At 58.9% G+C, this 25,811-nt stretch carries 18 protein-coding genes and 1 pseudogene; 17 read left to right on the top strand and 2 right to left on the bottom strand.

Annotated elements, in window-relative coordinates; translation table 11 throughout:
* The first annotated feature begins 135 nt into the window (after positions 1-135).
* The 10 genes from AS156_RS20060 (at position 136) to AS156_RS20015 (ending at position 15,102) form a co-directional block, all read left to right on the top strand.
* The gene (locus tag AS156_RS20060; RefSeq protein ID WP_066507857.1) at positions 136-1,074 is read left to right on the top strand and encodes a hypothetical protein; all 939 of its coding nucleotides are present in this window, start codon (positions 136-138) and stop codon (positions 1,072-1,074) included.
* Between the two features lie 544 nt (positions 1,075-1,618).
* A complete protein-coding gene (locus AS156_RS20055; RefSeq protein WP_066507855.1) occupies positions 1,619-2,908 on the top strand; it encodes a glycoside hydrolase family 28 protein in 1,290 nt (429 codons plus the stop codon).
* A gap of 190 nt (positions 2,909-3,098) precedes the next feature.
* Positions 3,099-4,112, top strand: a complete 1,014-nt coding sequence (locus AS156_RS20050) for a pectinesterase family protein (protein ID WP_245312978.1) — start codon at positions 3,099-3,101, stop codon at positions 4,110-4,112.
* Positions 4,113-4,694: 582 nt separating this feature from the next.
* Entirely contained in the window at positions 4,695-6,437 is a 1,743-nt protein-coding gene (tagH, locus tag AS156_RS20045; RefSeq protein WP_082747629.1) for a type VI secretion system-associated FHA domain protein TagH, read from the top strand.
* Positions 6,400-6,906 carry a type VI secretion system lipoprotein TssJ gene (tssJ, locus tag AS156_RS20040; protein WP_160331121.1) on the top strand — a complete coding sequence of 169 codons (507 nt, stop codon included), beginning with the start codon at positions 6,400-6,402 and terminating at the stop codon, positions 6,904-6,906. Before tagH ends, tssJ begins: the two co-directional genes overlap by 38 nt.
* Before the next feature lie 77 nt (positions 6,907-6,983).
* Positions 6,984-8,324 (top strand): type VI secretion system baseplate subunit TssK, encoded by a 1,341-nt coding sequence (tssK, locus tag AS156_RS20035; protein WP_082747627.1) that lies wholly within the window; start codon positions 6,984-6,986, stop codon positions 8,322-8,324.
* 14 nt (positions 8,325-8,338) lie between these two features.
* Entirely contained in the window at positions 8,339-9,214 is an 876-nt protein-coding gene (gene icmH / locus AS156_RS20030) for a type IVB secretion system protein IcmH/DotU (RefSeq protein ID WP_066507848.1), read from the top strand.
* Between the two features lie 13 nt (positions 9,215-9,227).
* On the top strand, positions 9,228-12,794 hold the full coding sequence (gene tssM / locus AS156_RS20025; protein WP_136626329.1) for a type VI secretion system membrane subunit TssM: 3,567 nt from the start codon (positions 9,228-9,230) through the stop codon (positions 12,792-12,794).
* Positions 12,795-13,044: 250 nt separating this feature from the next.
* On the top strand, positions 13,045-13,935 hold the full coding sequence (locus tag AS156_RS20020) for a serine/threonine protein kinase (protein WP_160331120.1): 891 nt from the start codon (positions 13,045-13,047) through the stop codon (positions 13,933-13,935).
* 432 nt (positions 13,936-14,367) lie between these two features.
* Positions 14,368-15,102 carry a sulfite exporter TauE/SafE family protein gene (locus AS156_RS20015; protein WP_082747625.1) on the top strand — a complete coding sequence of 245 codons (735 nt, stop codon included), beginning with the start codon at positions 14,368-14,370 and terminating at the stop codon, positions 15,100-15,102.
* Between the two features lie 351 nt (positions 15,103-15,453).
* Here AS156_RS20015 and AS156_RS20010 read toward each other — a convergent pair whose 3' ends face one another.
* Both AS156_RS20010 and AS156_RS42235 read right to left on the bottom strand, forming a co-directional pair.
* On the bottom strand, positions 15,454-16,851 hold the full coding sequence (locus tag AS156_RS20010) for a hypothetical protein (protein ID WP_066507842.1): 1,398 nt from the start codon (positions 16,849-16,851) through the stop codon (positions 15,454-15,456).
* Between the two features lie 803 nt (positions 16,852-17,654).
* Positions 17,655-17,858, bottom strand: coding sequence for a hypothetical protein (locus AS156_RS42235; protein ID WP_136626328.1), 204 nt, complete (start codon positions 17,856-17,858; stop codon positions 17,655-17,657).
* A gap of 228 nt (positions 17,859-18,086) precedes the next feature.
* Here AS156_RS42235 and AS156_RS20005 point away from each other — a divergent pair, with 228 nt between their 5' ends.
* From AS156_RS20005 to AS156_RS19980, 7 genes and pseudogenes are all read left to right on the top strand, one after another.
* Positions 18,087-19,568 carry a type VI secretion system Vgr family protein gene (locus AS156_RS20005; protein ID WP_082747624.1) on the top strand — a complete coding sequence of 494 codons (1,482 nt, stop codon included), beginning with the start codon at positions 18,087-18,089 and terminating at the stop codon, positions 19,566-19,568.
* Between the two features lie 22 nt (positions 19,569-19,590).
* Complete coding sequence (locus tag AS156_RS42230; RefSeq protein ID WP_136626327.1) at positions 19,591-19,950, top strand: hypothetical protein; 360 nt, start codon at positions 19,591-19,593, stop codon at positions 19,948-19,950.
* Positions 19,951-20,144: 194 nt separating this feature from the next.
* Positions 20,145-20,657, top strand: coding sequence for an Hcp family type VI secretion system effector (locus tag AS156_RS20000; protein ID WP_146990136.1), 513 nt, complete (start codon positions 20,145-20,147; stop codon positions 20,655-20,657).
* A gap of 752 nt (positions 20,658-21,409) precedes the next feature.
* A complete protein-coding gene (gene xopAG / locus AS156_RS19995) occupies positions 21,410-22,876 on the top strand; it encodes a XopAG/AvrGf1 family type III secretion system effector (protein ID WP_201456072.1) in 1,467 nt (488 codons plus the stop codon).
* A gap of 279 nt (positions 22,877-23,155) precedes the next feature.
* Complete coding sequence (locus tag AS156_RS19990; protein ID WP_066507838.1) at positions 23,156-23,362, top strand: cold-shock protein; 207 nt, start codon at positions 23,156-23,158, stop codon at positions 23,360-23,362.
* A 433-nt stretch (positions 23,363-23,795) separates the two neighbouring features.
* Positions 23,796-24,650 (top strand): annotated as a pseudogene (locus tag AS156_RS19985) (IS5 family transposase); the annotation flags it as partial.
* 68 nt (positions 24,651-24,718) lie between these two features.
* Positions 24,719-25,762 (top strand): IS110 family RNA-guided transposase, encoded by a 1,044-nt coding sequence (locus tag AS156_RS19980; RefSeq protein ID WP_066507836.1) that lies wholly within the window; start codon positions 24,719-24,721, stop codon positions 25,760-25,762.
* The last annotated feature ends 49 nt before the right edge of the window (positions 25,763-25,811 follow it).

Here is a 25,811-nt window from a genome sequence, read left to right as displayed (position 1 = left end):
CCATCTGCTCCGCGAAGCGAGACTGAAAAAAGCGCGCGGTGGGGTTTATGCGTCGGCCGATCTCTGCGATAAGGCACCGAGTGCTCGGAGACCACAGCCGTCGAGCAGACTGCAAAATGAAATGGGGAACTTGAGTTGCGGACAGAATTTTCGCGTATCAATCAGTCTAAAGCCATCTTCGATGATATTTATGCTTCGGATGATCCGAGAGCATATTTCTCTGTCCTGGGAGACTTGGACTATATGATCCCGGACGTGGCTGAGCCGGTTGTGCGCCAGATTCTGGCAGCGAAAACTTCGGCAACCGGCCTTAAGCCGGTCGTGCTTGATGTTGGCTGTTCATACGGCATCAACGCCGCGGCGCATCGGTTTCCACTGACCTTCGGGGGCTTGCGTCATCGCTACGCCCGGCGCGAGATGAGGGCGATTAGTTCTGAGACCCTGGTGCGGCTCGATCGCAATTTTTATGCAGCTTGGCCTGATGTCGGTCTGGCGCGATTTATCGGTCTGGACGTATCGGCGCCGGCGATCAACTATGCAGCGGGTGTTGGTCTCCTTGAGCAGGGCATTGTCGCTGATCTTGAAAAGGAGACGCTATCGACGGACAGCGCGCGTATCATCCGCTCCACTGACGTTATCATGTCGACGGGCTGTATCGGCTACGTTACCGAGAAGACGTTCAGCAAGATTCTCGATGCGATGGAGAAGCGTCCATGGATCATCTCCTTCGTACTGAGGATGTTCCCATTTGATTCTTTGGCTGCGACGTTCGCGAAGCGCGGCCTTGTGACGGAACGTCTTACCGGCGCGACATTCATTCAGCGTCGCTTTCGCGATGCTGAAGAGTTTGAAAGTTGTTTGGCTATCTTGGCGACGCTTGGCGTCGATGCGGCCGGCCTTGAATCGGAAGGGCTGTTTCACGCCGATCTGATCTTGTCCCGCCCTGAGGCAGATGCGCGTGCCAACCCCCTGGAAAACATGGTCACCGTCGCCAGCGGCAGGGGGCGGCCGATCGGGCCCCGTTATGTTCATATTGACGGCAATGAGGGCTTGCAGGTCGCGCTGGAGCCGTGACGGATTCGCTTGTCCGATGATTGCCTTGGGTGTGGCCTAGCGACGTCCTGGAGGATTTCTTCGAGGTTGACGAAACCGATACCGGGGCGATCCTTCGATCGGAACTGCGGCTTGCAGCGATCGAGATCGAGTGAATAGGTTTCGGCCTGGTCGGGCTACGCGCGGATGCTTGGCGACCGCTGGCTGGATCGTATCCCCTCTGCGGCGTCTCGAGGCTCCGCCTTTCCGGACGTCGCGTCTTCGCAATCTGACGGAAATTGGTCGTATTGCGGATCAGCCGTTTCTATCGACCCGCACCGCTCAAGGCTGGATGCGCGTGAACGGGCAAGGGTGATGCGCATGAGTCGGAAGCGGTTCGAAGCGCTCGCGATGTGGTGTCGCAGAGCCGGCGTTCTCACAACCGGGCGGGCCACTGCCATCCTATGTTGTCTTGCTGAGGTCTTCTTGCGCGCGTCACCGAGAAGGCCGGCGCCCGCTCAAGTTCGCATTCGGCCGAGGACAGCTATCACGCGGCAAAGTGCGCGCAGCAACGCATGAGGTATAGATGACAAGCCTTTTGCGCTACTGGACTCTACTGTCCATGGCAATCTCAATGGCATTTTGCCCGGTTGCCCAGGCGAAAGACCGCCGCATTGTCGCCGAACCAGTCGCGCCGCGTGATGTTTGCGCCCGCCCGGTGGCCTCTGGAACGAACGATACGGCCGCGTTGCAAGATGCCATTGCCCATTGCCCCGCCGGTGCAGCGGTCTATTTGGCGCGTGGCGAGTTCCTGTCAGGTCCACTCGAGATGAAATCGGACGTCACGCTATGGATCGAGCGGGGTGCCACGCTTTTTGCGATCTCCGATCCGACCGCCTATGACAGGGGCTCGGGACATTGCGGTCGCATCGCAGGTAAAGGCGATGGCTGCCGCCCGTTCATCAGCTTTTCCAAAACGCGCGGTGGCGGCATCTATGGCGAAGGCATCATCGATGGCCAGGGCGGCGCACCCATGGTCGGCAGTGCCGAAACTTGGTGGGAGCTGGCCCGCCGCGCCCAAACCGAGCGTGGCAATCAGAACGTCCCGCGCCTGATCCAGATCGACCACGCGCAGGACATTACCTTCCACGGCATTACGTTGCGCAATGCGCCCAACTTTCACGTGGCGATGAACCGCGTCGAAGGTGCTACCTTTTGGGGCGTCACCATCGATGCACCCGCCGACGCCCGCAACACCGACGGCATCGATCCTGGCGCCAGCCAGGATGTGACCATCACCCGAAGCGTCATCCGAACTGGAGACGACAACGTGGCGATCAAGGCTGGCAATAATGGCCCCACCCGCTATGTCTCCATCGTCGATAACTATTTCAGTTGGGGACACGGAATGTCGATCGGTAGCGAGGTGAACTCCGGTGTGAGCGACATCCTGGTACGCGGTCTCATTCTCGACGGCACAACATCGGGCTTGCGCATCAAGAGTGATGTCAGCAGGGGCGGCCTGGTGGAGCGGGTGACCTATGAGAATGTGTGCCTGCGCGGCAACCGTTGGCCGATCATGTTCGATACAAGATATGATCGTCACGCCCAAGGCGACAGCATTCCCCTCTATCGCCAGATTGTCCTGCGCCACGTCCGTGGCGATGGGGGGACGCTTGTGATGCGTGGGATCGACAAGACGCATCCCCTCGAAATCACCCTGGATGATGTGCGATTTGCCGATTCCGCAACTTGGCAGATGGAAAATACCAATGTGACCGTGGGGCGTTCCGGCGTGTCGCCGCCGCTCCCGAGCCGAGCGGCCGGGTTACCATCTCGTGGATGGAAGTGTGCAAAGGCATTTCCTGACCGCTAGGTAGCAATCAGAACGGCATGACGCCGAACGCTCTCAGGGATCGCAAGGTTATCAGAAGCATGCCCGCGAATGCTGATCCGGAACCACCAAGTAAAGCTGCCGTGCCATGCACGTTGACGGGATCGTGGCTTCGTTGCGGGTTTCTTGATGAGACAAGGCGCAATCATCAGAGCGTGCCCGAAATGCAAACATGCATTTGCTCGACGAAGGTGAGACCATGATCCAAGCTCTCGCGCTTGCCGCTATGATACTGACTGGGTGTTTGCGCTTCTCGCAAGCATCTGCTCAGCCACTGTTGGTCTCGCAATCCGACGATAAGGCCTATCACTCCCTTCACGCAGCCATTGACGCATTACCTCCGCAAGGCGGCGCTATCTTGATTGCGCCGGGCACCTATCGCGAAAAAGTCAAAGTCTCCAAACCAGGTGTTCATATCAAAGGTACCGGCAAGCAACCGCATGACACGGTTATTGTCTACGGTGATGGTGCGATCAATGTTGGGGGAACCTCCCATTCCGCGACGCTGGACGCCTCAGGTGACGACTTTCGGCTCGACAATCTGACGGTTCAGAACGACTACTCCCTCAATCCGGCTAATCCGCCTTCGCAGGCAGTGGCGCTGTCCTTGACAGGAGATAAGGACGTTATCACTCGGGTCCGCCTGCTCGGCGCGCAGGATACCCTGTTCGCCAACAAGGGGCCGAATGGCCGGATGTCGCGCCAGTACTTCTTGGGCTGCTATATAGAGGGACATGTCGATTTCATTTTTGGCAATGCCAAGGCCTATTTCCGGCAATGTGAGTTGCACGGCCTCGCCAACCATGCGGTCGTCTATACCGCCCAAAGCAGAGCATCGCCGGACGAAGATAGCGCTTATGTCTTCGACCATTGCAGGCTGACCGCCGATACGGCCGCGCGCGATATTGCCCTCGGCCGCGCTTGGCGCCCCTATGCTGCGGTGATTTTCTTGTCAACCGAGATAGATGCGCCGGTAATCCCCGACGGGTGGCGCGAATGGACACCCGGCAAGACCAGGACCCTGACGACGGCCTATTATGCCGAATATAAGTCGACCGGCATTGGGGCCAATCCCACACGCCGCGAGCCATACGCGCATCAGCTCACTGACGGCGAGGCCGCCCAATGGTCGCTCAAAGCATTTTTCGCGGGTGCCGCAGATTGGCTGTCGTACCAACCAAATTAGGGCAAACCCAAAAAGTTTGTAGAAGCCGGCAGAGTCCGTTTGGTGGGCACACCGGACTCAAGTCGGTCATCGCTCCACGTCCGAAATGAGCCATAGCCGAGGTGACGGTTAGCGCGATCGGGCAAGCTTGGGCGACAGTGGCGGGATGAGAACGAAAGTCATGGCTCGACCGCATCGACACTTGTCCGGCATCCGACAACGATGCTGTCTTTGTTAGCTTGAGAACACCTTCCGTCTTTTGGAGTCTCAATATTCAAAAACCTAATCAGTAGCTTAACCTGCTGGCACGAGCGTTGCTATTGAGATGCCGCAACACTGAGTGGCTGGTGCACGTAGATGCCTAAGACGAGCGATGCTCTCCTTGCCTTGGCCGTAGCGCCTCGTTCCGGAGAGAGAATGCCAGCGCGTCCCGGCATGGGCTTTGCGTGCACGGAAAGAGCCCCGTTCGCTTCGCAACAGACGCATCAGTCGGTTGATCGGCTTTCAACAATGGCGCAGAGCGGGGGACGATGCCCCGCCGCAGGCAACGTTCATGCGACGCTCGGATACGACCGTGCTGATGAGCAAGGCTGAAGGTGTGAGATGCATCTCATACTCGGAGTCGTCGGAGAGAGCGCCGAGCCCTTGGGCCGTAATGCAAGACAGGTGTTTGGACCGGAAGGCGGGTCCCTGGGACGCGGGCTCGGCTGCACGTGGCAGCTTCCTGATCCAACCAACACGCTGTCGGCAAACCACGCATTGATCGCATTCAATGGGATCGGCTTCACGGTCACCGATACGAGCACAAATGGCGTCTATATCAACACCGTGGACACGCCGCTGGGCCGCGCCAATGCGGCGCCGTTGGCCGATGGCGACACGCTCTATATGGCGAGCTATATCATCTCGGTCGTGATCGAGAACGATCCTGCCGAGGAACGTCAACGGCTGGGGTTGATCGGCTCGAATGCCGTGTGCCTTGGCGGTGCAACGCGGGCACTGCGCTCGCCGTCGCTTGCCGAGGAGCGCCTCAAGGCACCTCTTCAGCATGTCGGACACTTGACAAGTGATGAGGACCTTCAACGCGATCCGTTGCTGGCGATTGGCAGCCGCCGGTCATGCTCCTTTTCGGCGGCACAAGAGGCACCCAAGGCCGCCCCTTCACCACAGGCGAGCGCCCCTCGATCGTGCCTGCTTGGAGATGACACCTTCATCAACAAGGCAGGCGCTGTCGATTTAGGTCTGCCGACGCACCTGCTTCCACCACGACCAGGCGGAGGCGTCACGGAGAGGCTGTCCTCGCATGTGCCGTCGAACAAACCAGAGTCCCCACTTGTCGGACAATCGTATCGGTTGCCGTCGGCGGTTTTACGTGGTCATGGTGCTCCGTTGGCTCGCTCGCTCGCGCCACTCATTCCTGATGATCTCGACCTTATGGATCTGCTGCCGGCAGAAGCCTCGCGCGAAGTGTCGCCTGTTCCGCCACGAGCGAATCTTTGCTTCGAAGCCACGAACGAGACGCGCGAGCTTGTCCAAGAGCGGCTCGATGCCGATCTCGGCAATGATCTCGCGACATTGCAAGTTGCGAACCCATTGGTACCGCGGCCTGCAGAGGAGGAGCTTGAGCGTTTGGCAGGCCAGAGCGAGCCTGCTGCGCAGCGACCCGCTGGTGCTGCAGAGCTGAGCGACTCAGGAGCCGTCACGACTCCGCATCTGCCCTCGGCGGACGAACTGCAGGGGTTCTGGAATGCCCTCGGGCTCAACTCGGACCTTGTGCCACCGGCGCAACGCCGGGAGTTCCTGGCCGAACTTGGTCGCGCGATCGCCGAAATGGCGAGTGGCCTGCATTCGATCCTGACGGCATGGACCAAGATCAGGAGTGAGTGCGACATCAAGTCGACGCGGATACGCGCTGACAACGACAATGCATTCAGGTTGATCAAGAACAATGATGACGCTCTGTGCGCCGCGATCGCGAAGGATGGGTCCCTTCTGCTGTCCCGGTCGGTGCGCGAAGGCTTTGACGACATCAAGGCGCATGAGGCCGCAGCCATAGCGGCGATGCGGGGGACGGTCAGCAACCTGCTTACCCATATGAGTCCTCAGCGGATCGAAAGCGACGGCACAAATGGCGGGCATTTCGGCGCTCACATCAGTAAGGCCAAGCTATGGGACCGATTTGTCGAACTGCATGCATCGATGGTCAACGACATTGATCGGACGGCGCGGACCTATATCGCGGAAGAGTTTGCCCGAAGCTACGACTCGCAGCTTTCGACCATGGACGAGGATGAAGGGAAGACGACTGATGTCGACAAAAAAACGTCATCCCTTGTCCGCCGTTAGCGGTGTGTTTCTGGTGGTCGTCGCCATGGTCAGTTGTTCGACTGACAAGAGCCTGAAGACCACGCCAATCAAGTTCGTGATCCAGGCCGATCAGCTGGTCAATCCAAATGCACACGGCAAGCCGTCGCCGATCGTCGTTCGCATCTATGAGCTGAAGTCGGCGACCAGTTTTACCCAGGCGCAGTTTTTTGAACTGTTTGATAATGACGCCAAACGCCTCGGCCCCGACCTGGTGGCTAAGCGGGAGATCGAACTGATGCCAGGCGGCACAGTCGATTTTGAGCGCAACACGCCGCTCGAGACTCGAAATATCGGCGTGATCGCCGGTTTTCGCATGGGTGACGATGCGCAATGGCGCTCGATTGCCGAAATCAAACCCGACCGCGACAACAGGATCTTCGTGAAACTTACGGCGCAAGCGATCAACATTGAGGAGGAGGCCAGCCGTAACTGGTGGAAGATTTTATGACCCTGTCTGTTGCGGTGGCGGCAGTTCGCCTGGCGGAAGCATCTTTTACAGGAACCAACGAGCAGGCGGCTTAAGCAATGTCTGTGACGAGCAAACCAATCTGGTCGGAAGGCATGTTGGTGCGGCCGCAACACTTGCAGCAATATGATCGCTGGATCGAGCAATTGGTCGAGAACCGCGTTGCGGGTCTAATCGGCTATGGCTGGGGCATTCGCAGATGTGCCTTTGATCGTAGTCTTATGGCGCTTGGGCAACTTGCCGTTACCGAACTTGACGCCATTCTACCCGACGGCACGGCGCTTTGCTTGCCGGAATATGCGCAGCTTCCGGGTGGACGAATCCCTCCGCCGGCGGCGAAGAACCTGCTGGTCAAGATCGCCGTGGCCCGACGCCGGCATAGCGGCAGCGACCTATATTCGGAGGATACACCTGCGCGCCGTCACGGCCAGGAGGTCTTGCGGGTCCGCAATGCGAGCACGCCGGGGAAGGCTCCGGTCGATATCAGCGTTGCTCCGTTGACAGCACATCTTGTTTTCGAAGGCGAGGACCAAGGTGACCTGATCACGCTGCCTATTGGTCGCATTCACGACGTCGATTCGGCGGGCGCGATCACATTGTCAGACACTTACGTTCCGCCGACGATCGATGTTCATGCCGTCCAACCGCTCATCGCGCTGTTGAACGAGATCAGATCGATGTTACGGACGCGCGCTGAGGCGCTTGCCGCGCGTGCCGATCCGTCGCGCGCGACCGCAGATGCAGGAGGACTGATTGATCTTGTCACCTTGTCCATCGTGAACGGCGCCGAAGCCGTTTTCGACCACTTCGCAGCAACACGCGGGCATCATCCTGAAACGCTCTTCCGCTCGCTGCTTGGCCTCGCAGGCCAGCTGTCGAGCTTGGTTGGCGACCGCCGTAAACCGCAGAATATCCATGCCTATCGGCATGAGGATCTAGAGAGCAGCTTCACGCCTCTCGCTGACATCCTGCGCAAGATGTTGTCCGTCGTGATACAGAGCGCCGCAATATCGCTCCCGTTGCAGGATCGCGGGTATGGCATCATGATCGGCGTCATTACCGATCGCACGTTATTCCAGGACGCTCGCTTCGTTCTCGTCGCCGTGGCTAGCGTTCCGACCGAGACGTTGCGCCAACAGCTCCCCGCCCAGATCAAGGTAGGATCGGTTGAGCGGATTCGTGATCTCGTCAATCTTCAGCTCCCCGGTATTCCGATCCGCGCCCTGGCTGTGGCGCCTCGCGAATTGCCTTACATCCAGGATGCCGTCTATTTCGAGCTGGACCAGTCGGTAGAGTTGTGGCGCATCTTGCCGCGCGCGGTGGCCTTTGCGTTCCATGTCAGCGGCGGCTACTCGGATCTGCATCTCGAATTCTGGGCCATCCGCGGGAAGCGCGCGTGACGGGGCCTAAACACATGGACGAGCCGACGGTGATTGGACGCAGGCCAGTTGGCCCAATCCGAGACGATCGAGCCGAGCAATCTTCCGGTCGCGTTTCTCCGAAGGTCGTTGCCGCGACGGTCCCTTATGCGCCGGTGCCTACATCTGACGCCGGTGGAGGCGCGGCAGTCGGCCATGCCGAAATCGTGCCCCTCGGTCTCCTCGAGCCAAAGGCCGTGGAAGACACGTTGGTCGCGGCCGCGGCACCACTCCTTTTGGTCGTCGCGCAGCTTCGCTTCGTCAACGATGCCGATATCGGCGCGCTGCATCGCGGAATTATCGAGCAAATCCGGCGCTTCGAAGAGCGAGCCATCAAGCATCAGGCGAGCGATGTGACAGCCGCCCGTTACGTGATATGCGCGCTAATCGACGAGGCCGTGATGACGACGCGCTGGGGCGCTGAAAGTGCCTGGAGTGACAATAGCCTGCTCAACCAGTTCCATAACGAGACCTGGGGCGGCGAGAAGGTCTTTCAGATTCTCGAGCACATCCAGGCGGAGCCAGCCAAATACCTCGCCTTGCTTAAGCTCATCAATGTTTGTCTGTTGATGGGCTTTGAAGGCAAATATCGCGTGGCGGAAGGCGGCCGCGAGCTACTCGAAGACTTGCGCTGTGAGGTTGAGCGTCGCTTGCGGGACCATACGACTGCACCGCCCGCCGAGCTATCGAGCCAATGGCGCGGCATCGGTGCGCGTGCGCGCGTGCGCAGTTACGTGCCATTGAGGATCGTCTTCACGGCTGCTGCCCTTACGGTCCTCATCGGCTACGGCTTTTTTTGGTGGAGCCTCTCTGGAGAGCTGGCACCCGTCGAGCAGTTGCTTGACCTGATCGGCCGCTCCGGGCCGCGGTAAGGGGAGGGTGCAGGTGTTCGGCGCGCATTTCGCGGCACTGTTCTCGGTTCGTGGCATCATGACGCTGATCGGCTCGGCAGCGATCGGCTTGCTCATTTGGTTCGGCGGACCTTATCTCGACCTCTTCGATCGACATCCACTCCAGTCGGTTACCGTGCGCGCCGGCACAATCGTCGGCGTTTTCCTGGCGATGATGTTCGTCATCCTTGTCCGACACTGGCTGGCGCGACGCGCCAATCGGCGCGTCATTAAGTCGCTCATGGAGAGCGAAGGCCTCATCTCAAGCTCCAGTGATCGTAGTCGGGAGGAGGTCGAACTGATCCGTAAGCGCTTCGAGGGTGCGCTCAAAGTCCTGCGCGACACGGTGTTCGCCGGCAAGCGGGGCCCAAGCTATCTGTTCGAACTGCCCTGGTACATCATCATTGGTCCACCGGGCGCGGGCAAGACGACGATCCTGCGCAATTCGGGCCTTGAGTTTCCGCTCGCCGAACAACTCGGCATCGAGCCGGTCGCTGGCGTCGGCGGCACGCGAAACTGCGACTGGTGGTTCACCGACGAAGCAGTCTTTATCGATACGGCAAGCCGTTATACGACCCAGGAAACGGATGCCGAGGTCGATCGCGCGGCTTGGCACGGCTTTCTTGATCTTCTCATCACGCATCGGCGCCAACGGCCGATCAACGGGGTCCTGGTTGCAATCAGCCTATCTGATCTCTTGCTGTGCGACGAGGATCGGCGGCGGCGGCTCGTCGGCTCAATTCGTTCGCGGATACAGGAACTGCTGAAGAAGTGTGGCATGCGCATTCCGGTCTATGTTCTGGTGACCAAATGCGATCTCCTGTCCGGCTTTTCTGAATATTTCGACAATCTCGACCAGGAAGGCCGTGCTCAGGTTTGGGGCAAGACCTTCCTCCTCGATGCAGCGGGCGATCACGTCAGTGACGTCGTAACCCTTGAGATTGAGGAGCTTGCCGAGCGCCTCGAGAGCAAACTGCCCTTTCGAATGCAGGCGGAACGCAATCTCAGCCGTCGTGCAATCATGTATGCGTTTCCGAAGGAATTCTGGGGCATCCGGGCAGCGGTCACCGGCTTCGTGAGCGAGGTATTCCGGATGAGCCGCTTCGAGATACGACCGATGCTGCGCGGGGTCTACTTTACCAGCGGCAGACAGGAAGGTACGCCGATCGAGCGGGTCAGGGGCGCGATCAGCCGCAGTTTCGGTCTGCCGTCCGCGCCGCCCTTGTCTTCAATCGGGCCGGGAAAGGCGTTTTTCATCAAGCGGCTGATGACTGACGTGATCTTCACTGAACAGGGCCTGGTCGGTCGCAATGTGAGACTGGAACACAAGCTCGCGCTGGTGCATGGCTGCGGCTATATCGCGGCGGTCATGCTGGCGATGGCTGCATTGGCCCAGTGGTACGGTGCCTTCACCCGAAGCGATGTGCGCATCGCTGAAACCAGAAACGCCGCACAGACGTTGCAGGCGCACCTCCAAGAAGTCCGCGAACCGCTGGACCTCAAGAAGCTTTTGCCGGTCCTTAATGCCGCGCGCAGGTTGCCGCAGGCTGCCGGCGAGGCAACGTGGTATGCGTGGCTTGAAGGCTTCGGCATCTCGGCGACCCCCGCGCTGGCGCCGGCTGCGCAGGAAGCCTATGACCATATCCTGATCGACCGACTGCTGCCGGTTTTCGCCAGCAGGCTTGCTGCCCGCATTGAGGCGCTATTGCGTGCCGGCAACGATGCTTTGCTGGACCAGGCCAAGGAAGCGTTCCGCACGTATTTAATGCTGAGCAATCCGAGGCATTTCGACCGCGACAAGGTCGAGCAGGCTGCGCTCACCGAAGTCGCACTGGCGTTCGCACTCGATACGGCATCAGCGAGTGAACTTAAGGAGCATTTTGCACGGCTAATTGAGTTGTTGCCGAAACCCATCACCGCCGACCAGAAATTTGTGATCGCGGTCGGCTCGCGGCTGTTGGAGCGCCCCCTGGTCGAGCAGGTCTACATCCGTCTGTTGCGCGAGGCAGCGCAGAACACTTACCTCCGACCAATCGACTTGGTCAATCTGCTCGGCTCCGGCGAGCTTGAGCTGCGAGCTCCTCAGATTGTCGCTCCCGCCATCATGCAGCACGACCCTTCCTATTCGAGCAAAGGCGCCATCATCCCTGGCATCTTCACGCGCGATGGGTTCCTCGATTTTCTGCTGCACCGCCTCCCGCCCATCATCAAAGAAGAGCAAAGTGACGACTGGATCCTTGCCGGTAGTCCCTTGGACGCGGCCGATACGCAGCAGCTCGCACTCAAGGTCATTGATCGGTATGTTGACGACTATATTCGCATTTGGACGAGCGCCCTAAACAACATTCGTGTCGTCAAGTTTGACGACATGCAACGCGGAGCAGTAATTCTGCGCGGGCTCGCCGGCTCACAAAGCTCGCTGCTGCAGGTCATTTCCCTGGTACGCGACCACACAAACCTGCCACCAATCGGGGAGCTGACCGGCGCCAAGACCGGTGTTGCCGCGTCTGCCGTGTTCTCTGCGGCATTCGGTGATGCGCCTTGGCCAGGAACACGAATTACCGAAGCGTTCCGGCCTCTGGCCAAACTGACCACAGCCGAAGTCCCAGGACAGCCGGCCGGCATGGATCAAATCCGCGATCGGTTCGGCGGCCTCTACGCGGCAATGGCCAACATCGCGTCAGCGCCGGATCCTGGCCGGACGGCATTGCAGCTCGTCCAGCGGCGTGCCAAAGACCCAAACAATGATTCCTTCGGCGCCTTGCGCGCTGATTCGGCGCTGCGGCCGGAGCTGGTCCGCACCATCATGAACGACATCGCGCTCGCGACATGGAGCATCTTGCTCAAACAGGCGCACGACTATGTCAACGCAGTTTGGATCGGCGAAGTCGTCCCGCTCTGCGCGGCTGCGATCTTCCAGCGCTATCCAATGTATGCGACAGCGACCGAGGACGTAACGCTGAAGGACTTCAGTGATTTTTTCCGACCCGGCGGCGTTCTCGATGACTTTTTTCAGAGATACCTGTCGCCGCTGGTCGCCCAGGGCCGAAACGGCCTCGTGCCTGCGACCATCGATGGCGCGGCGGTGCCGATTCATGCGAATGCCCTGGCTCAATTCCAGCGCGCGCAGGAGATCCGGAAGGCGTTTTTCAGCGGCTCCGGCTCCGCACCGGCCGTGAAATTCAGCATCAAGCCTGTCTATCTCGCCTCCGATCTGCTGCGGGCGACTTTCGTCATGGATGGCAAGGAGATCGTCTATCGTCACGAGGCGCCTCGCTCCTACGACCTCGAATGGCCGACCCGAACCGAAGCAAGCACTGCCTCCATCACACTCACCGCCGTGGATGGGGCCGAGGAGAAGATTGAGAGCTCAGGTCCTTGGGCATTGTTCCGTCTTGTAGGGGCCTCGCGGCTGTCGTCGCGTGGCACCTCTGATCGCTTCACCATCACGATCGGAAGACCTGAGCGGCCCAATGCGGCCTACGAACTGCGCGCGGAAAGTGTAAGCAATCCGTTCAGCTTGAATGTCCTTCGCTCGTTCCGCTGTCCGAATAATCTATGACGGCAACGCCGTGGGAGCTTCTCCTAGTCTTTTTGGAGATATTAGGGGGCAATCATTGCCAGCGGCAAGTTGGCTCACGTGCTCGGGTCTACCGAGACGAGAGAATTCCACCTTCTGATGATCGCAAGCGGCCATACCATACGTCGTCGATATGTAGCATCGGCTTCGAAATGATCCTGCATTGCCCTCTCATGCGAAAGGCAACCGACGATATCAATGCGATCGTCGATTGCTTGCCTGGAGCTGCACAGTGAATCCGGCTGCCCCCTTGGGATACGTGCTTGGCGGTCGTTTCGACCTCCTAGAGGTGATCAATGAGGGTAGCACCAGTACTGTCTATCGAGCGATTGATCGGATCGGCCTGTGGGCGCGAGAACAAAATCCCGAAGTGGCAGTGAAGGTCATCCACCCACATTCGAAGATGCGCCAGAAATTTGTCGAGCTGCTGCATCGCGAGGCTCGCCTTTTGCGTAACTGTGTGCACCGGAACCTGGTACAAATCTACGATTCCGATTACGACGGCAAGTACCACTACCTGGTCATGGAGCTTCTAAAGGGCCGCTCGCTAGCGCAGATCCTGATCGATCGTCAGGGACAGCCGCTGTCACCCTCGCTAGCCTTTCGGATCGTCCGTGATATCGGGCAGGCGCTCGCCCACATGCACCGTCTAGGTGTCGTCCATGGCGACCTCAAACCAGGCAACATCTTCATAACTTCGACGGGCGAAATCAAAATTCTGGATTTTGGGACAGTGCTCATGCTCGACGTTTCGCCGCAATACGACAGGGCCACGGCCATGCTCGACCAGATCGGCCTGCTGACACCGGCATATGCCTCGCCAGAGATGCTGATGGGAGAGCCGCGAGCGGAAAGCGACGACGTCTATTCTCTCGCGGTGGTGACCTATCTGGCGCTGACCGGCACGCATCCTTATGCGCACCGCTCAGCTGACGAGGCACTCAAGGCAAACCTCACACCCGCACCGCCGCCGACTATTTCGCCAGCGCAGTGGCGGGTGCTCGCGTCAGGACTTGCCCTCAACCGCCGCGATCGTACCGAAACCGTTGACGAGTTTGTTGAGCGCCTCGGCCGCCCACCGTGGTTCTACTGGTTGCTCGGCCAGCGTATGCTGCTGCCGTAACCGAATGGGCTAAGCTTGAATTACATTTTAGGCAGTCCGCAGAGGAAGCGCGAATGTTCGCGTTTCCATAGCGGGCGGGATCTTCTTCTGAGTGTTCATGCACTACGCGCGAGCGAGAATCCACTGATGACGTGCTGATCCAGACCTTAATCCCATCGGTCCGCTCGTCGGTAAGATGGCGCAGCCCTGCGCAGCACAAACGGCGTCTGTTGTCTGGCTGGCGACAAGGATTGTCGGCGTCGAACGTAGGCGGCTTGATTTGACCCGGGCTGCTATTCGTCGGTGAGCGACAGATTTTCAGCGCAAGGAGAGACCGCAATGACGCACAAGCGTGCTAATCACGCGCCGCTCTTTGCGAAAGCTCAAATGAGCTAACCAAAAAACAGACTAACATGGTCCCTCTTCTCTTGTCTCCTATGCCATCCACGGATCATGCAATTTACGTTGATCGTCACCTTGTTGATAGGCTTCGTCTCGCTATTGTACTCGACCGCCGGTCAGGTCGGGGGGACAGCGTTTCTTGCGGTTATGTCCTTTGCAGGACTTTCGGCCGAGCAGATGCGACCGACTGCGCTTGTCTTAAATGTTGTTGCCGCCGGCTACGCGACCTGGAGGCTGCATCAGCAGAGAAAAATTGAATGGAATCTGCTTTGGCAGATCGCGATCCCGTCGATGTTGACGGCCTTTATCGGCGGCTTGCTAGCGATCGGCGGCTCGCTCTACTGTATCATGACCGGTACGCTGCTGATTGCGGCCTCGTTCTTGATGCTACTCAAGCGTCGTGTTGATAACATCAAGGTTCGTCAGGTGCGGCTTGATCGTGCCGCGCTGGTAGGCGCTGTCACGGGCCTGCTCTCGGGATTGACGGGGATTGGCGGAGGTGTATTTCTTGTCCCACTGATCCTGATGCTAGGTTGGGCGTCCCCGAGGCAGGCTGCTGGGCTCTCCCCACCATTCATCCTCTGCAATTCGGTGCTAGCGCTGGCTGGCGTGCTGCTGTCAGGTCAGTCAGTGAACCCCGAGGCGGTTTTCTACATATTCGGTGCAGTTCTTGGAGCCATGCTGGGCACCTGTATCGGGCTGCGGTGGATGACCGATCGTGGCACTCGTTATGTGCTTGCGATCATCCTGCTGTTTGCTGGCGTCAGGTTGTTGTTGTCTCAGTAGTGCAATGGCCGGATTTAGGCATTTTCTCTCCCGCCTCCGGACTTTCGAGGCGGCTTGAGGGCGATATTTCCATTGCGCGAGCTGGATGACTGCGTCACTGGCTGCGAACTGACAAGCGCGTTTTCGGATGCCGTGTTCAACGTCGCTGGCAGGCTGAGACGGCATTCACAATCACTCGGGCGACGGACAAGTTCTCGCTAGGTTCAAGTGCCTCTTCCGAACGCCTGTTGCGCGGAGTGGAGATGCGTCCGCCACAACGTGCAAGGACGCCGCGTCAGATGAACGTTTTACAGGTTCCGCTTGGTTCATTTGTCCGAGGCAATGGTGGATTTGCTTGCCCAAGCGCGTGCTTCATCGAGCTAGGGGGCGATGCACCACAAGAATGCTCCCATTCGGTCCCTGTTCAGCGGTGTAGGGCTCATCATGAATGTAAAAACATGGCATCGGTATCTCCGAGGTCGGCAGGAGGCCGAAATCTCTCAGTACGTTGATTAGGGCGGTGTCGGCCACCCGAGGGCCGTGGATCCAGCCCGCGCCGACTCTCGTTCCGATATCGGGTAAATTTGGTCTCTGATAACGTCCTCCTGAACTGCCTGAGGCGGGTCGTATCTCTGCTGGCCGAACTGACGACGAGGGCCCGACTTCATTCATTGGCTCAAGTCGACGCTGGGGTTGCAGCGCTAGCTCCCTGTATGCAGCCGTAAGAATAATGTTTTCGCCTTCGGGATTGTTTGGGGTCACGAGCCCTCGCCCCGACCACACTGCCGCGACGTACCACATCCCATTGATAAGCACATTTCGTGGCCGCAACTGCATCGGCAGGAGGTGGCTTTTGCGCAATTCCGCAATCAGTGTGTCCGGGGCGGCGCCGCCCCTCCAATCCGAGGGAACGCAAGCTCCGAAATCACGCTCTGGCATCCCAGTCCGGGCGTCAGCTGCAGAAGTCTCGCGATCCGAGGGGATTGCGGGCGCCTGCGGCAATGACGATGGCCCACCTTCGAAGCCCTGAAACATCGCACCGCGCGCGCTGACCCGGTTCTCGATTTCAAAATCCCGAAGCATATCCCGTAAGTTCAGGAGACGGTTGCGAAACCCGCCAATCGCGGATGCCTCGCGCCCTATATAGTCCGCTGCATAGGCTCGCACGTCGGTATCCAAAGACGGTTGCGCAATCCGGTCGGCCATCGGGGGCCTGTTGGTCTCGCGGATCCACTTGAGGAAATCGTGCATATCGCCCGCCGCAATGTCGGCGCCCCGGGAGCGGCGGTCCGAGAGCTTTTCGGTAAGCCAGTTCCAGAAGTCCTGATAAAGCTGCCTATCCTCGTCATAGGGGCCGGGGCCCTGATTGGAGCCGCTGCTGCTTCTGCCGCTGTGCCTGCTGCCGTCCCTGGGATCCGGTGGTGGCGACGATGATCCCCCTCCATCGAAGCCCTGAAACATCATACGCCTCTCTTGGGCCCAGGTCCGGAAATAGAAGTCCCGAAGCATGTCTTTCAAGTTCAGGAGACGATTACGAAACCCGGCAATCGCAGGTACTTCGCGTCCAATATAGTCAGCTGCATAGGCCCGAACATCGTTATCCAACGAGGTTTGTGCAATTCGACCGGTCATTGGGGGCCTGTTGGTCTCGTGGATCCACTCGAGGAAATCGTACATATCGCCCGTGGCATTGTCGGCGCCGTCGGAGCGGTGGTCCGGAAGCTTCCAGGTAAGCCAATTCCAGAAGGCCTCATAAAGCGGTTTATCCACCTCATGGGGTCCGGGCCCCTCATTGGAGCCGCGGCTACTGCTGTTACTCGTGTGATCCTCCTGTGATAAATCCGATTACAGCGTCAACGCTCGCTTGACCTGCAGCGCGCAGGCCGCGGGAGCCTGCTTACAGCCAGCATGTTTCCAGTTGGCATCCGGCCATGCGATCTGCGCTGGTGTTCGGCCCGTTCGGTCCTCCAACGGCTCTCAGATCGTGAGCAGGCAGCGCCACTTATGCTGCGAGGGACGTCCCCAGACTCGTTCGCGACGCTGCCCACAAAGTTGGTTCGTCACCGGCGGAAACCATCTCATCTCCGCCCCCGACTCTTGTCCGGTACCTGACAGCCAGGTCGGGAACACCGCAGTCATTAGCCAAACCTGATCTTCTAGAAAGGCTGATTGATAGCTTTGATGAGGAGGCGCGATTGGCACGACCATTGCTATTGAGAAGGCAGCACAACACCGATCGGGGGAGTGCACGTCGAAGTCCTTTCCTTCAAACCGTATACTGCGCCTTTGATAGAAACCCAGCGCATCCTCCACCGCACCTGTGGGCTCAGGAAAATCTTTCCGTGTCCTTCTTGCGCAGCGGGCGCGCAAGCTACGATCGGCTTCATCCATGCTTATGAGAGGAAGTAATGCGGCCACTGAACCAATGCGACGTTCGGCTATCGACAGATGCTAGTGGGCTGAGGGTGTGAAATGCATCTCATACTCGGAACCATCGGAGACGACGCTGGATCCGTGGGCTGCAACGCAAAACACGCGTTCGCGGTCAAAAAGTGGCTTTGTGGGACGCGGGCTTAGTGGCCAGTCTCAACTTTCAGACCGCACTGGCACGCTCGAAAATCATATTCGACGGTGTCGACACCAGCACCGACGGCATCGACATGGGCACAGTGTTTGAATGCAGCATCCCGGCGCCGCCCGCCGACGATGATAGGCAACGCATAGCAGCGGCAGTTTGTCATCCGCAGCGCCAGCGCAACTTCGGGTTCTCGCTTCAAGCCTTGTCCTCGATTGCGGCGATCGCGGAGAGGCCGTCGGGGAGTTCGACCGACGCCCCGGTCTCGCGTACTGAGTTTACCGATTCTGCGGACCGTGCATGCCGTCCTAAAGCAAGTAAGGAGGTCAGATATGATTTTAGCATTCTGTGCCGCCGCGCTTGGGGGCGCCCTTTGCGCGACACTGTCGCAGACGTTGTTGGCACTTCCAAAGCTTGACTTGGTACACCGATGAACGACAGCTCCAACCTCAGTATTAACCTCGCCATTCACAGCCAGCCCAACATTGAGCTCGACGTGCAAGGATTCGAGGGCACAGAGTGCATTTCCCTGCCGTTCAGCTATGTGATTTACGCCACGACCTCAAGCGATGTCGATACCGGTGCTTTAATCGGCGAATGCGCCAAACTGACTGTCAAGACTGCATGTGGGCAGTGGATGACCTCCGGCCTCTGTGCACAGGTCGAGGAACTGGACCCAACAGTAACTGAACTTCGAGTGTTTCAGTTCGTTCTGCGCCCCCGCTTTGCGGTCGCCGAACTCTCCGTTGCAAGCCGCATTTATGGCCCCGGCCAACCGATGAGCGTCGATGACATCATTAAGGAGCAGTTGAACACGGCGAGCATCGGCATTCCCGCCGAGTTCAATCTTGATCGCTATCCCAAGCGAAGTTATGTCGTGCAGTACAATGAAAGCGATTTGAGCTTTATTTCGCGCCTTTGCGAACGGAATGGGATTTTCTATTACTTCAAGCAAGAAGACGGTGGTGAGACCGTTGTCTTCGGCGACAAGAATCTGGCCTTTACCAGCGTTAAGTTCGGCGGCAGGCCCGCGATCAGTTATGCGCACCAGCGCGACCGCAAGGTGCCGCGGGGCGTCGACGAAAGTGCCGTCCTGTCGTTCCGGCAGCGCCGCGTTCTCTCGACAAAGACAATTGCGCTGCGCGATTACAACGAAACGGTGCCCTCCGTCGTATCCGTCGATCGAGAGGTCGGACAAGGGAGCGGCTTCTTGGGCAAGGCCTCGCGGTTCGGCGGGCATTTGACCAGCGAAGCAGAAGCGACCACGCTGGCGCAGATCCGTGCCGAGCAAGTATGCGCCAGCCAGACCATGTACATCGCTCTCAGCGACGCACCGGAACTCCGCGCCGGCGCTATTTTCAAGCTGCAGGGCCATCCCCGCTTTGATCATGAATATCTCGTCGTCGCCGCGGATCACTCGGCCTATCGGCCCGCACCGGCTGGGTTCCGCGCGTTCGCGCAGAACGGGCGAGCCTACCAAAATATGGTCCATTGTATCCGGTCGGAGGTGCCTTACCGTCCGGTCGCTATGACGCCTGCACCACTTGGCGCCGGCCTTCACACCGCCAAGGTCGATGGAGAAGCGTGGAACGGGCGGGCCGAGATCGACGACCAGGGCCGCTACAAGCTGCAGTTCACATTTACCGAAGAACTGGCGAAGGGCCGTGGCAGCGGCTATGTGCGGAAGCTTGAACCTTATGCTGGTCCGAATCGAACCGGTTTGCAATTTCCGTTAGTTCCCGGTACGGAAGTTCTGGTCGGCTACATGAACGGTGACATTGACCGGCCCGTGGTGATCGGAGCGGTCCACAATCCTGATATGAAGCCAGGGGTGACCTCCGACACGCACGTGTTCAACCGCATAACGTCGCAATCTGGCGCCAGGATCGATATTTGCGACGGCCCTGCGTGATTGTTTCTCCTGATGACGCCTTATGACCGTCTGGAGGCCTGCAAGTCACGAGATCGATCCTCTGGTTGAAGCGATCGCCAATACGGCGCGCGCGACGATCCTGCCGACAGCTTCGATCAATATACCGCCGCCATCGGCTGATGGCGTTCATTCGCAACGCCTTCGTGACGGAAGAGAATTGCGCCTCAGCCTGTCCACACAGTACCTTGAGCGAGAGCAACGAGCACTTTGCACGGTGCTCGTCTACGCGCTGCACGGCAATGCCATAGTCGACAACTCCCTAGGTTACCGTGTGACGGGGCAGGCTGTGCTCGACATTGCCACGCGTGCCTTTCTCGATGTCGAATGTCGATTGGACCCAGCCGGCCGTATTGAGCCGTGACAGATCGTGTCCCGACACGACGACGTCATCCTCGAAATGGTGTCGGTCCACCGACATCTCTGGTGCTGTCTTGACGTTCAGATCCGGAGAAATCCCCGCAATATCAGCTTCAGATGCGTACGGGCTTTGGCACGAATGTTGCGATATCGATCGTGCCGGTATGTGCCGGCGCATCGAAAGTCTTGGAGACGAACGTGTCACTTGAAGCCTATATGACAATCAAGGGGAAGAAGCAGGGGGACATCTCTAAAGATGCCTCCAAGCCGGACAGCATCGGGCAGGTCGCCAAAGGCGACTCGGGTAAGCAGTCGAAGATCACCGTCGTCGCCTTCACCAGCGGCATCGTCGTTCCGCGCGATATGACGAGCGGGGTCGCCACGGGCGCCCGGAACCATCAACCAGTACTCTTCACCAAGTTCTTCGATCGTTCCTCGCCGCTGCTATGGCAGGCGCTGGCCACCAACGAAGTACTCGAACAGGTGGTCTGCGAGTTCTACCGGACCGATCCGGGGGGCATGCCGCAACCGCAGAACTTCTTCAAAATAACCTGGAAGAACGCGACGTTGATCGAGGGTAAGGCCTATGTGCCGCTCACGATCAATCCACAGAACAACTTCTTCCAGAACATGGAAGATTGGTCCTTCACCTACAAGGAAGTCAAATGGGAGCACGTTCCTGGCAGCACCAGCGGAGAGGATAAATGGTGACAACGCCGTAAGTGTCGCGCCGTCGCGGTACTAAGCGCTGCCGCGGTCCTTCGAAAATCGGGAGGGCGCGACTTGGGTCCCATGCTGGGTACATAGCGCAAATTTGACGCAGTCCTCGCAGCACTGGGAGGCTCGCATGCTGGATGCGCTTCAATTGGAAGGAGCGGACCGGATGCAAAAAGCAGGCAGGCTGGTTCTTGGGGACACGCCGGCTCGGAAAGGCACGGGTACGGCCATTGCTAGTTGGCGCATCGAGGCCGGACGAGCGGGGCGGGGGCCGGCTAATGCTTACCGATCAGACCAATCGTCCGACGCGCAAGCGCGGACGCGACATGGCGACAGCAGCTCATTTTGCGGCTTTAGAACCTTGCCGGATATTGAATCGGTCGCGGTTCGGATCCGATTGTTCGCAGTTTGTAACCGATCGGGAATGCGAGTATCTCACTTGCGAGTCGGGCAAATGGGCATTGATTGAGAGCGAGATGTGAAGTGGGAACGCCCCCTTGACGGCTTTTCGGCAATAGACATCCAGACCCTTTCATGGCGTGCCCAAGGCCTAAACTGTGATGACTGCGTGCCATGAAGCGGGGCATCCACTTGCTGACTTGCGTTCACGGGTTTGGCGGGTCGTCGGCGGACATGCTGAGGATCTGATAGCGACGAGCCCATTTCACGACGCCCGACATTCACTTGCGGCCCTTCGTTCACGAATTTGGCGAATCGTCGGTGGACAGGCGGAGGCGCCGGTTGCGATGCTTGCGCTTCCCGAAGATGGATTATCACTTGATGCGCTCTATTCGCAGAGTATGCAGACTCCAACGGGAAGAAGGCCTGCACTGCCACCGCTCGGACGGGGGGAGCGCGCGGGAGACGGCAGCAAAAACGAGGGGAGCGGCCAACCAAGGTTTGCGCGCGCGGTGAAATACGGATTGTGTCTCGCCGGCGCAGCCTATGCGTATGACGAGGTCGCAAACGACTTCTTCCTTTCGACAACCTCGCTGCACGATGGCAAGAAAGGTTTCACCAGCAACGAACGGCTCAGGTTGGCCCAGGCCGAGGCAAGGGAATACTCGACGCGATATCACGCTGCCAGCCCGGAAGAACAGCGTCTGAACGAGCGCCCCCTCAATCCAATCCGTACCTGCGGCAACAATCTGTTCGTGACGATGATCGACTACCGGGCGGCGACTTATGTGCACGTTGCTCGCCTGGTGAATTCCAGGCAGGCGCGCGACTCCCTCGCTTTGAATCTGGCCTGCATGAAGGGCCATCTCGTGAAGGACGAGTGCGTAGCCAAGTATGGTCCACCGAAGGTGCCAAGGGATCCAGATCTGACGAGGAGTCCGCTCTACGATAAAAAGAACAAGTACGCGCTTTCGGGGGTACTCAACGAGGAAACTGGTGCTTACGGCTACACCTCCAGGTCGGTCACTCGACCCTTCGTGAACAAGGGCGTGCAGCACTTCCATGATGCCCTCAAGAGCGAGGGCGTGACTTTCAAGCAGTGCACCGAGAAGTTCGAGGCATTGGTTCTCAAGGACGACGGCCTTGGCGAGGACGCCCAGTTCGCAGCTGGCCAGGCCATCTTAAACTTCAGGCAGGTCTATGCTGATGACGCGCATTGGGGACATGCTGAGAAAGTCGTGATGCAGACGTTGTCCAAGCAGGGATTACTTTCGCTGGCAGAAACTGACAGAATCGATGCGTCTCTCATGTTCGAGGATCCGAACAAGAACCCGTTCAAGCGCAACAGAAGCTGGATTGGCCCTGGGCTACACCAACTCGACATTTGGCTTCACGAGATGCGGTCGGGCCGTGATCCCATGCTAGGCGAGGACTTGAATCACCGTGAGATCAGGGGCGCGAAGTATCTACCTGTCGCGCACTTCAAGTTGAACGAGCAGGGCAATGGATTCGAGGATTGCTCCGGAATGGGCGACTCGTTCACTTGCGTCAACGCCGTCGCCTGCATCAATCACGCTCGATTAATGAGTGGCCAACCGCGCCTCTCAAGGGAGGATGTCATCGTCATCATCGCATGCCTTAACGCCGTATACGACGATACAACGTCAATACGGCATACGCTCCACGAGGTAGCGCGCGGCTGCTTTGCCGGCGCCGGTTACACGATCGAAGATGCGGATAAGTTCTATGAGGAAGTCTGTCACAAGGCAGCGCAGGAGTACTACGGTGGCAGGAATCTCTCCAAGCGGAGTTGATACCGTAAGTTCTCGGTAAGCAAGGTGGCGCTCACGGCTGATGAGTTTGCTGAGCTTGCGCGAAAGGAGGTGGCTAATCTTTTTCGTCTTTCGCTAGGGCTAGCCTGAGGAGCCAATTTTGGCGCGGGAGCGTGACGATCTGGTCCGATGGACGTCTGCCTTTGCCCCCCGCGCCAAGGGCCGCGCAACGTCATAAGGCTCGCCGAGCGGCGCAACCCAGGGGCTTGTGCCCCTGTGAGAGTTTGGCTAGATCGCAAGGGTTCATTTAGGAGTTCTATCATGGCAGTTGGTACTGTGAAATGGTTCAAGCCTACCAAGGGTTATGGCTTCATCAAACCGGATGATGGTGGCCCCGACGTCTTCGTACACATGCGTGCCGTTGAAAAGGCCGGCTACCCGGATCTCGCTGAGGGAGCGAAGATAAGCTACGAACTGAAGACTGGCAGTTCCGGTAAAGCCTCTGCTGAGAACCTGCGGATTGGATGAGGTCGCTCATTGCAAATCGAAGCCTGGCGGCCGATCGTAACGACGATGACCGCTCTCGGCCTTGCGTGCAAGCTCGAATAGTCTGCGGCTCACGGCAGATCCGCGGCTTAGGAACATGAGGCATAGGTGCTGTCGGGCGCAGCACTAGCCCTTGTGGTGGCGGCTGCGCGCCGCCACCACACTCAAGGCTGCGAAGGGTACAAGGAGTCCTCGCATTCGAGGCGTAACTCCAGCGGTTTCGTCATTGAAGCAGCTTGCAGATAGTCGTCCGTGAAGAATGCGGATTGACCTGAAAAATAAGCAAGAATGGTCTTGAGAAAGTATTCGATTTTGCAGGAAAGCGGTGTGTGGGGCCTCACTTTCCTGCGTTTTGGGATTTCGTTTTTGGGCGGTTCGTGATTCCCTGACGGCGTCGTCGACATTGGGGAATGCGATGAGCAAACCGTGGGATGATCGCCAGAAGGACCTGCTGCTTCCGGCCCTGGATCAGATCATCGACATGGGTCATCCGCGGGTGCGGTTGGCGGCGCTGATCGACTGGAACGTGCTGAATGAGCGCTTTGGTTCGGTGTGCCAGGCAGGGTCAGGGCAGCCGGGCTTGCCGACGCGGCTGATCGCCGGCCTGTTCATTCTGAAGCACATGCACGACCTGTCGGATGAAGCGCTGTGCGCCCGCTGGATCGAGAACCCCTATTACCAGCACTTCTGCGGCGAATTGAGCTTCTGCCACCGGTTGCCGTTCGATCGATCGTCGATGACGCGCTGGCGGCAGCGGCTCGGCGAGGAGCAGCTTGTCGCGCTGATCCAGGAAAGTCTGTCGGTGGCGCGCAAGACCGGCGCGATCGGCGCGAAGGACCTGGAACGGGTGGTCGTCGATACCACGGTGCAGCCCAAGGCGGTCGCCCATCCGACCGACGCGCGGCTGATGCATCGAGCAATCGTCAAGCTGGTCGGGCTCGCCAGGCGCAACCGTGTGCCGCTGCGCCAGAGCTATCTGCGCCTGGCCAAGCGCGCCGCCATCATGGTCGGCCGCTATACCCACGCCCACCAGTTCAAACGCGCCCGGCGGCAGCTCAAGTTCCTGCGGACACGGCTCGGCCGGATCATCCGCGACATCCGCCGCAAGATTGATGGCGATACAGCGCTGGAAGCTCGCTTCGGCCCGTTGCTCGGTTTAGCGCAGCAGGTGCGCAGCCAGGATCAGCACCAGCGCGGTCCAAAGGTTTATGCATTGCACGCCCCGGAGGTCGAGTGCATCGGCAAGGGTAAAGCCCGCGCGCCCTACGAGTTAATGGCATGGACCACGCCCGCTCTCAGCGGCAACATAAAGCCCCGGCAAGAGAAGGAGCACAAGCCATGTCCGTTACGAACATTGTCACGATCGGTATCGATCTAGGGAAAAACACATTCCATGTGGTGGGGCTCGATGCCATGGGAGCAATCACCCTACGCAAGAAGCGATCGAGAAATCAGCTGGAGCAGTCGCTGGCCAATGTTCCGTGCTGCCTGATCGGAATGGAGGCTTGTGCAGGAGCACACCATATCGGTCGGAGGCTCGAAAAATTAGGCCATCAAGTCCGGCTCTTGCCAGCACAATATGTGAAGCCATATCTCAAGGGTCACAAGAATGACTTCCGTGACGCTGAAGCCATCGCCGAAGCCGTTCAGCGCCCAACAATGCGATTCGTCCCATTGAAATCGGCCGAGCAGCTCGATTTGCAGGCGCTCCACAGAGTTCGCAGTCGACTGGTGACGCAGCGAACAGCGGTCATCAATCAAATCCGGGGCTTTCTGCTCGAGCGAGGCCTGCCGGTCCGGCAGGGCGCGGCTGCACTCCGATTGGCCCTCCCTCAGCTTCTCTCGATGCTCTCGGATAACCTGTCGCCTCGAGTGGTTCAGCTCATTCAGGACTTGGCCGAGGACTGGCGCTATCTCGACCGGCGGGTGGCGTCAGTCACGAAAGAAATCGACGCACTCGTCGACCAAGATGCACACTGTCGCCGCCTGATGACTGCTCCGGGTGTCGGACCGATCATCTCAAGCGCGATGATCGCCGCGATCGGAACTGGTGATGCTTTCCATAAAGGCCGCGACTTTGCAGCATGGCTTGGCCTGGTACCGAAACAATTCTCGACCGGCGATCGAACCATTCTCGGCCGCATATCGAGACGCGGCAACCGGTACCTGCGAACGCTCTTCATTCAAGGGGCCAGAGCAGTGCTTCTGAGGCGCCAGACTTGGCCCAGGCACGGGTTCGGAGCCTGGTTGGAAGCAGCGTCCAAGCGGCTTCACTCGAATGTACTGGTTGTCGCCTTGGCCGCAAAACTCGCGCGCATGGCCTGGAGCATGCTCGCAAAGGGCCATGACTACGACGCCAATTTCTTAGGCCAGACCGCCTAAGACACACGACCGGGAAGGGAAGAAGGATCCACGGGAAGAAGGATCCACG

Source organism: Bradyrhizobium macuxiense, assembly GCF_001542415.1.
Classification (GTDB): domain Bacteria; phylum Pseudomonadota; class Alphaproteobacteria; order Rhizobiales; family Xanthobacteraceae; genus Bradyrhizobium; species Bradyrhizobium macuxiense.
Note: the sequence above shows the minus strand (reverse complement) of the source record. Positions and strands in the feature narration are given on the sequence as shown.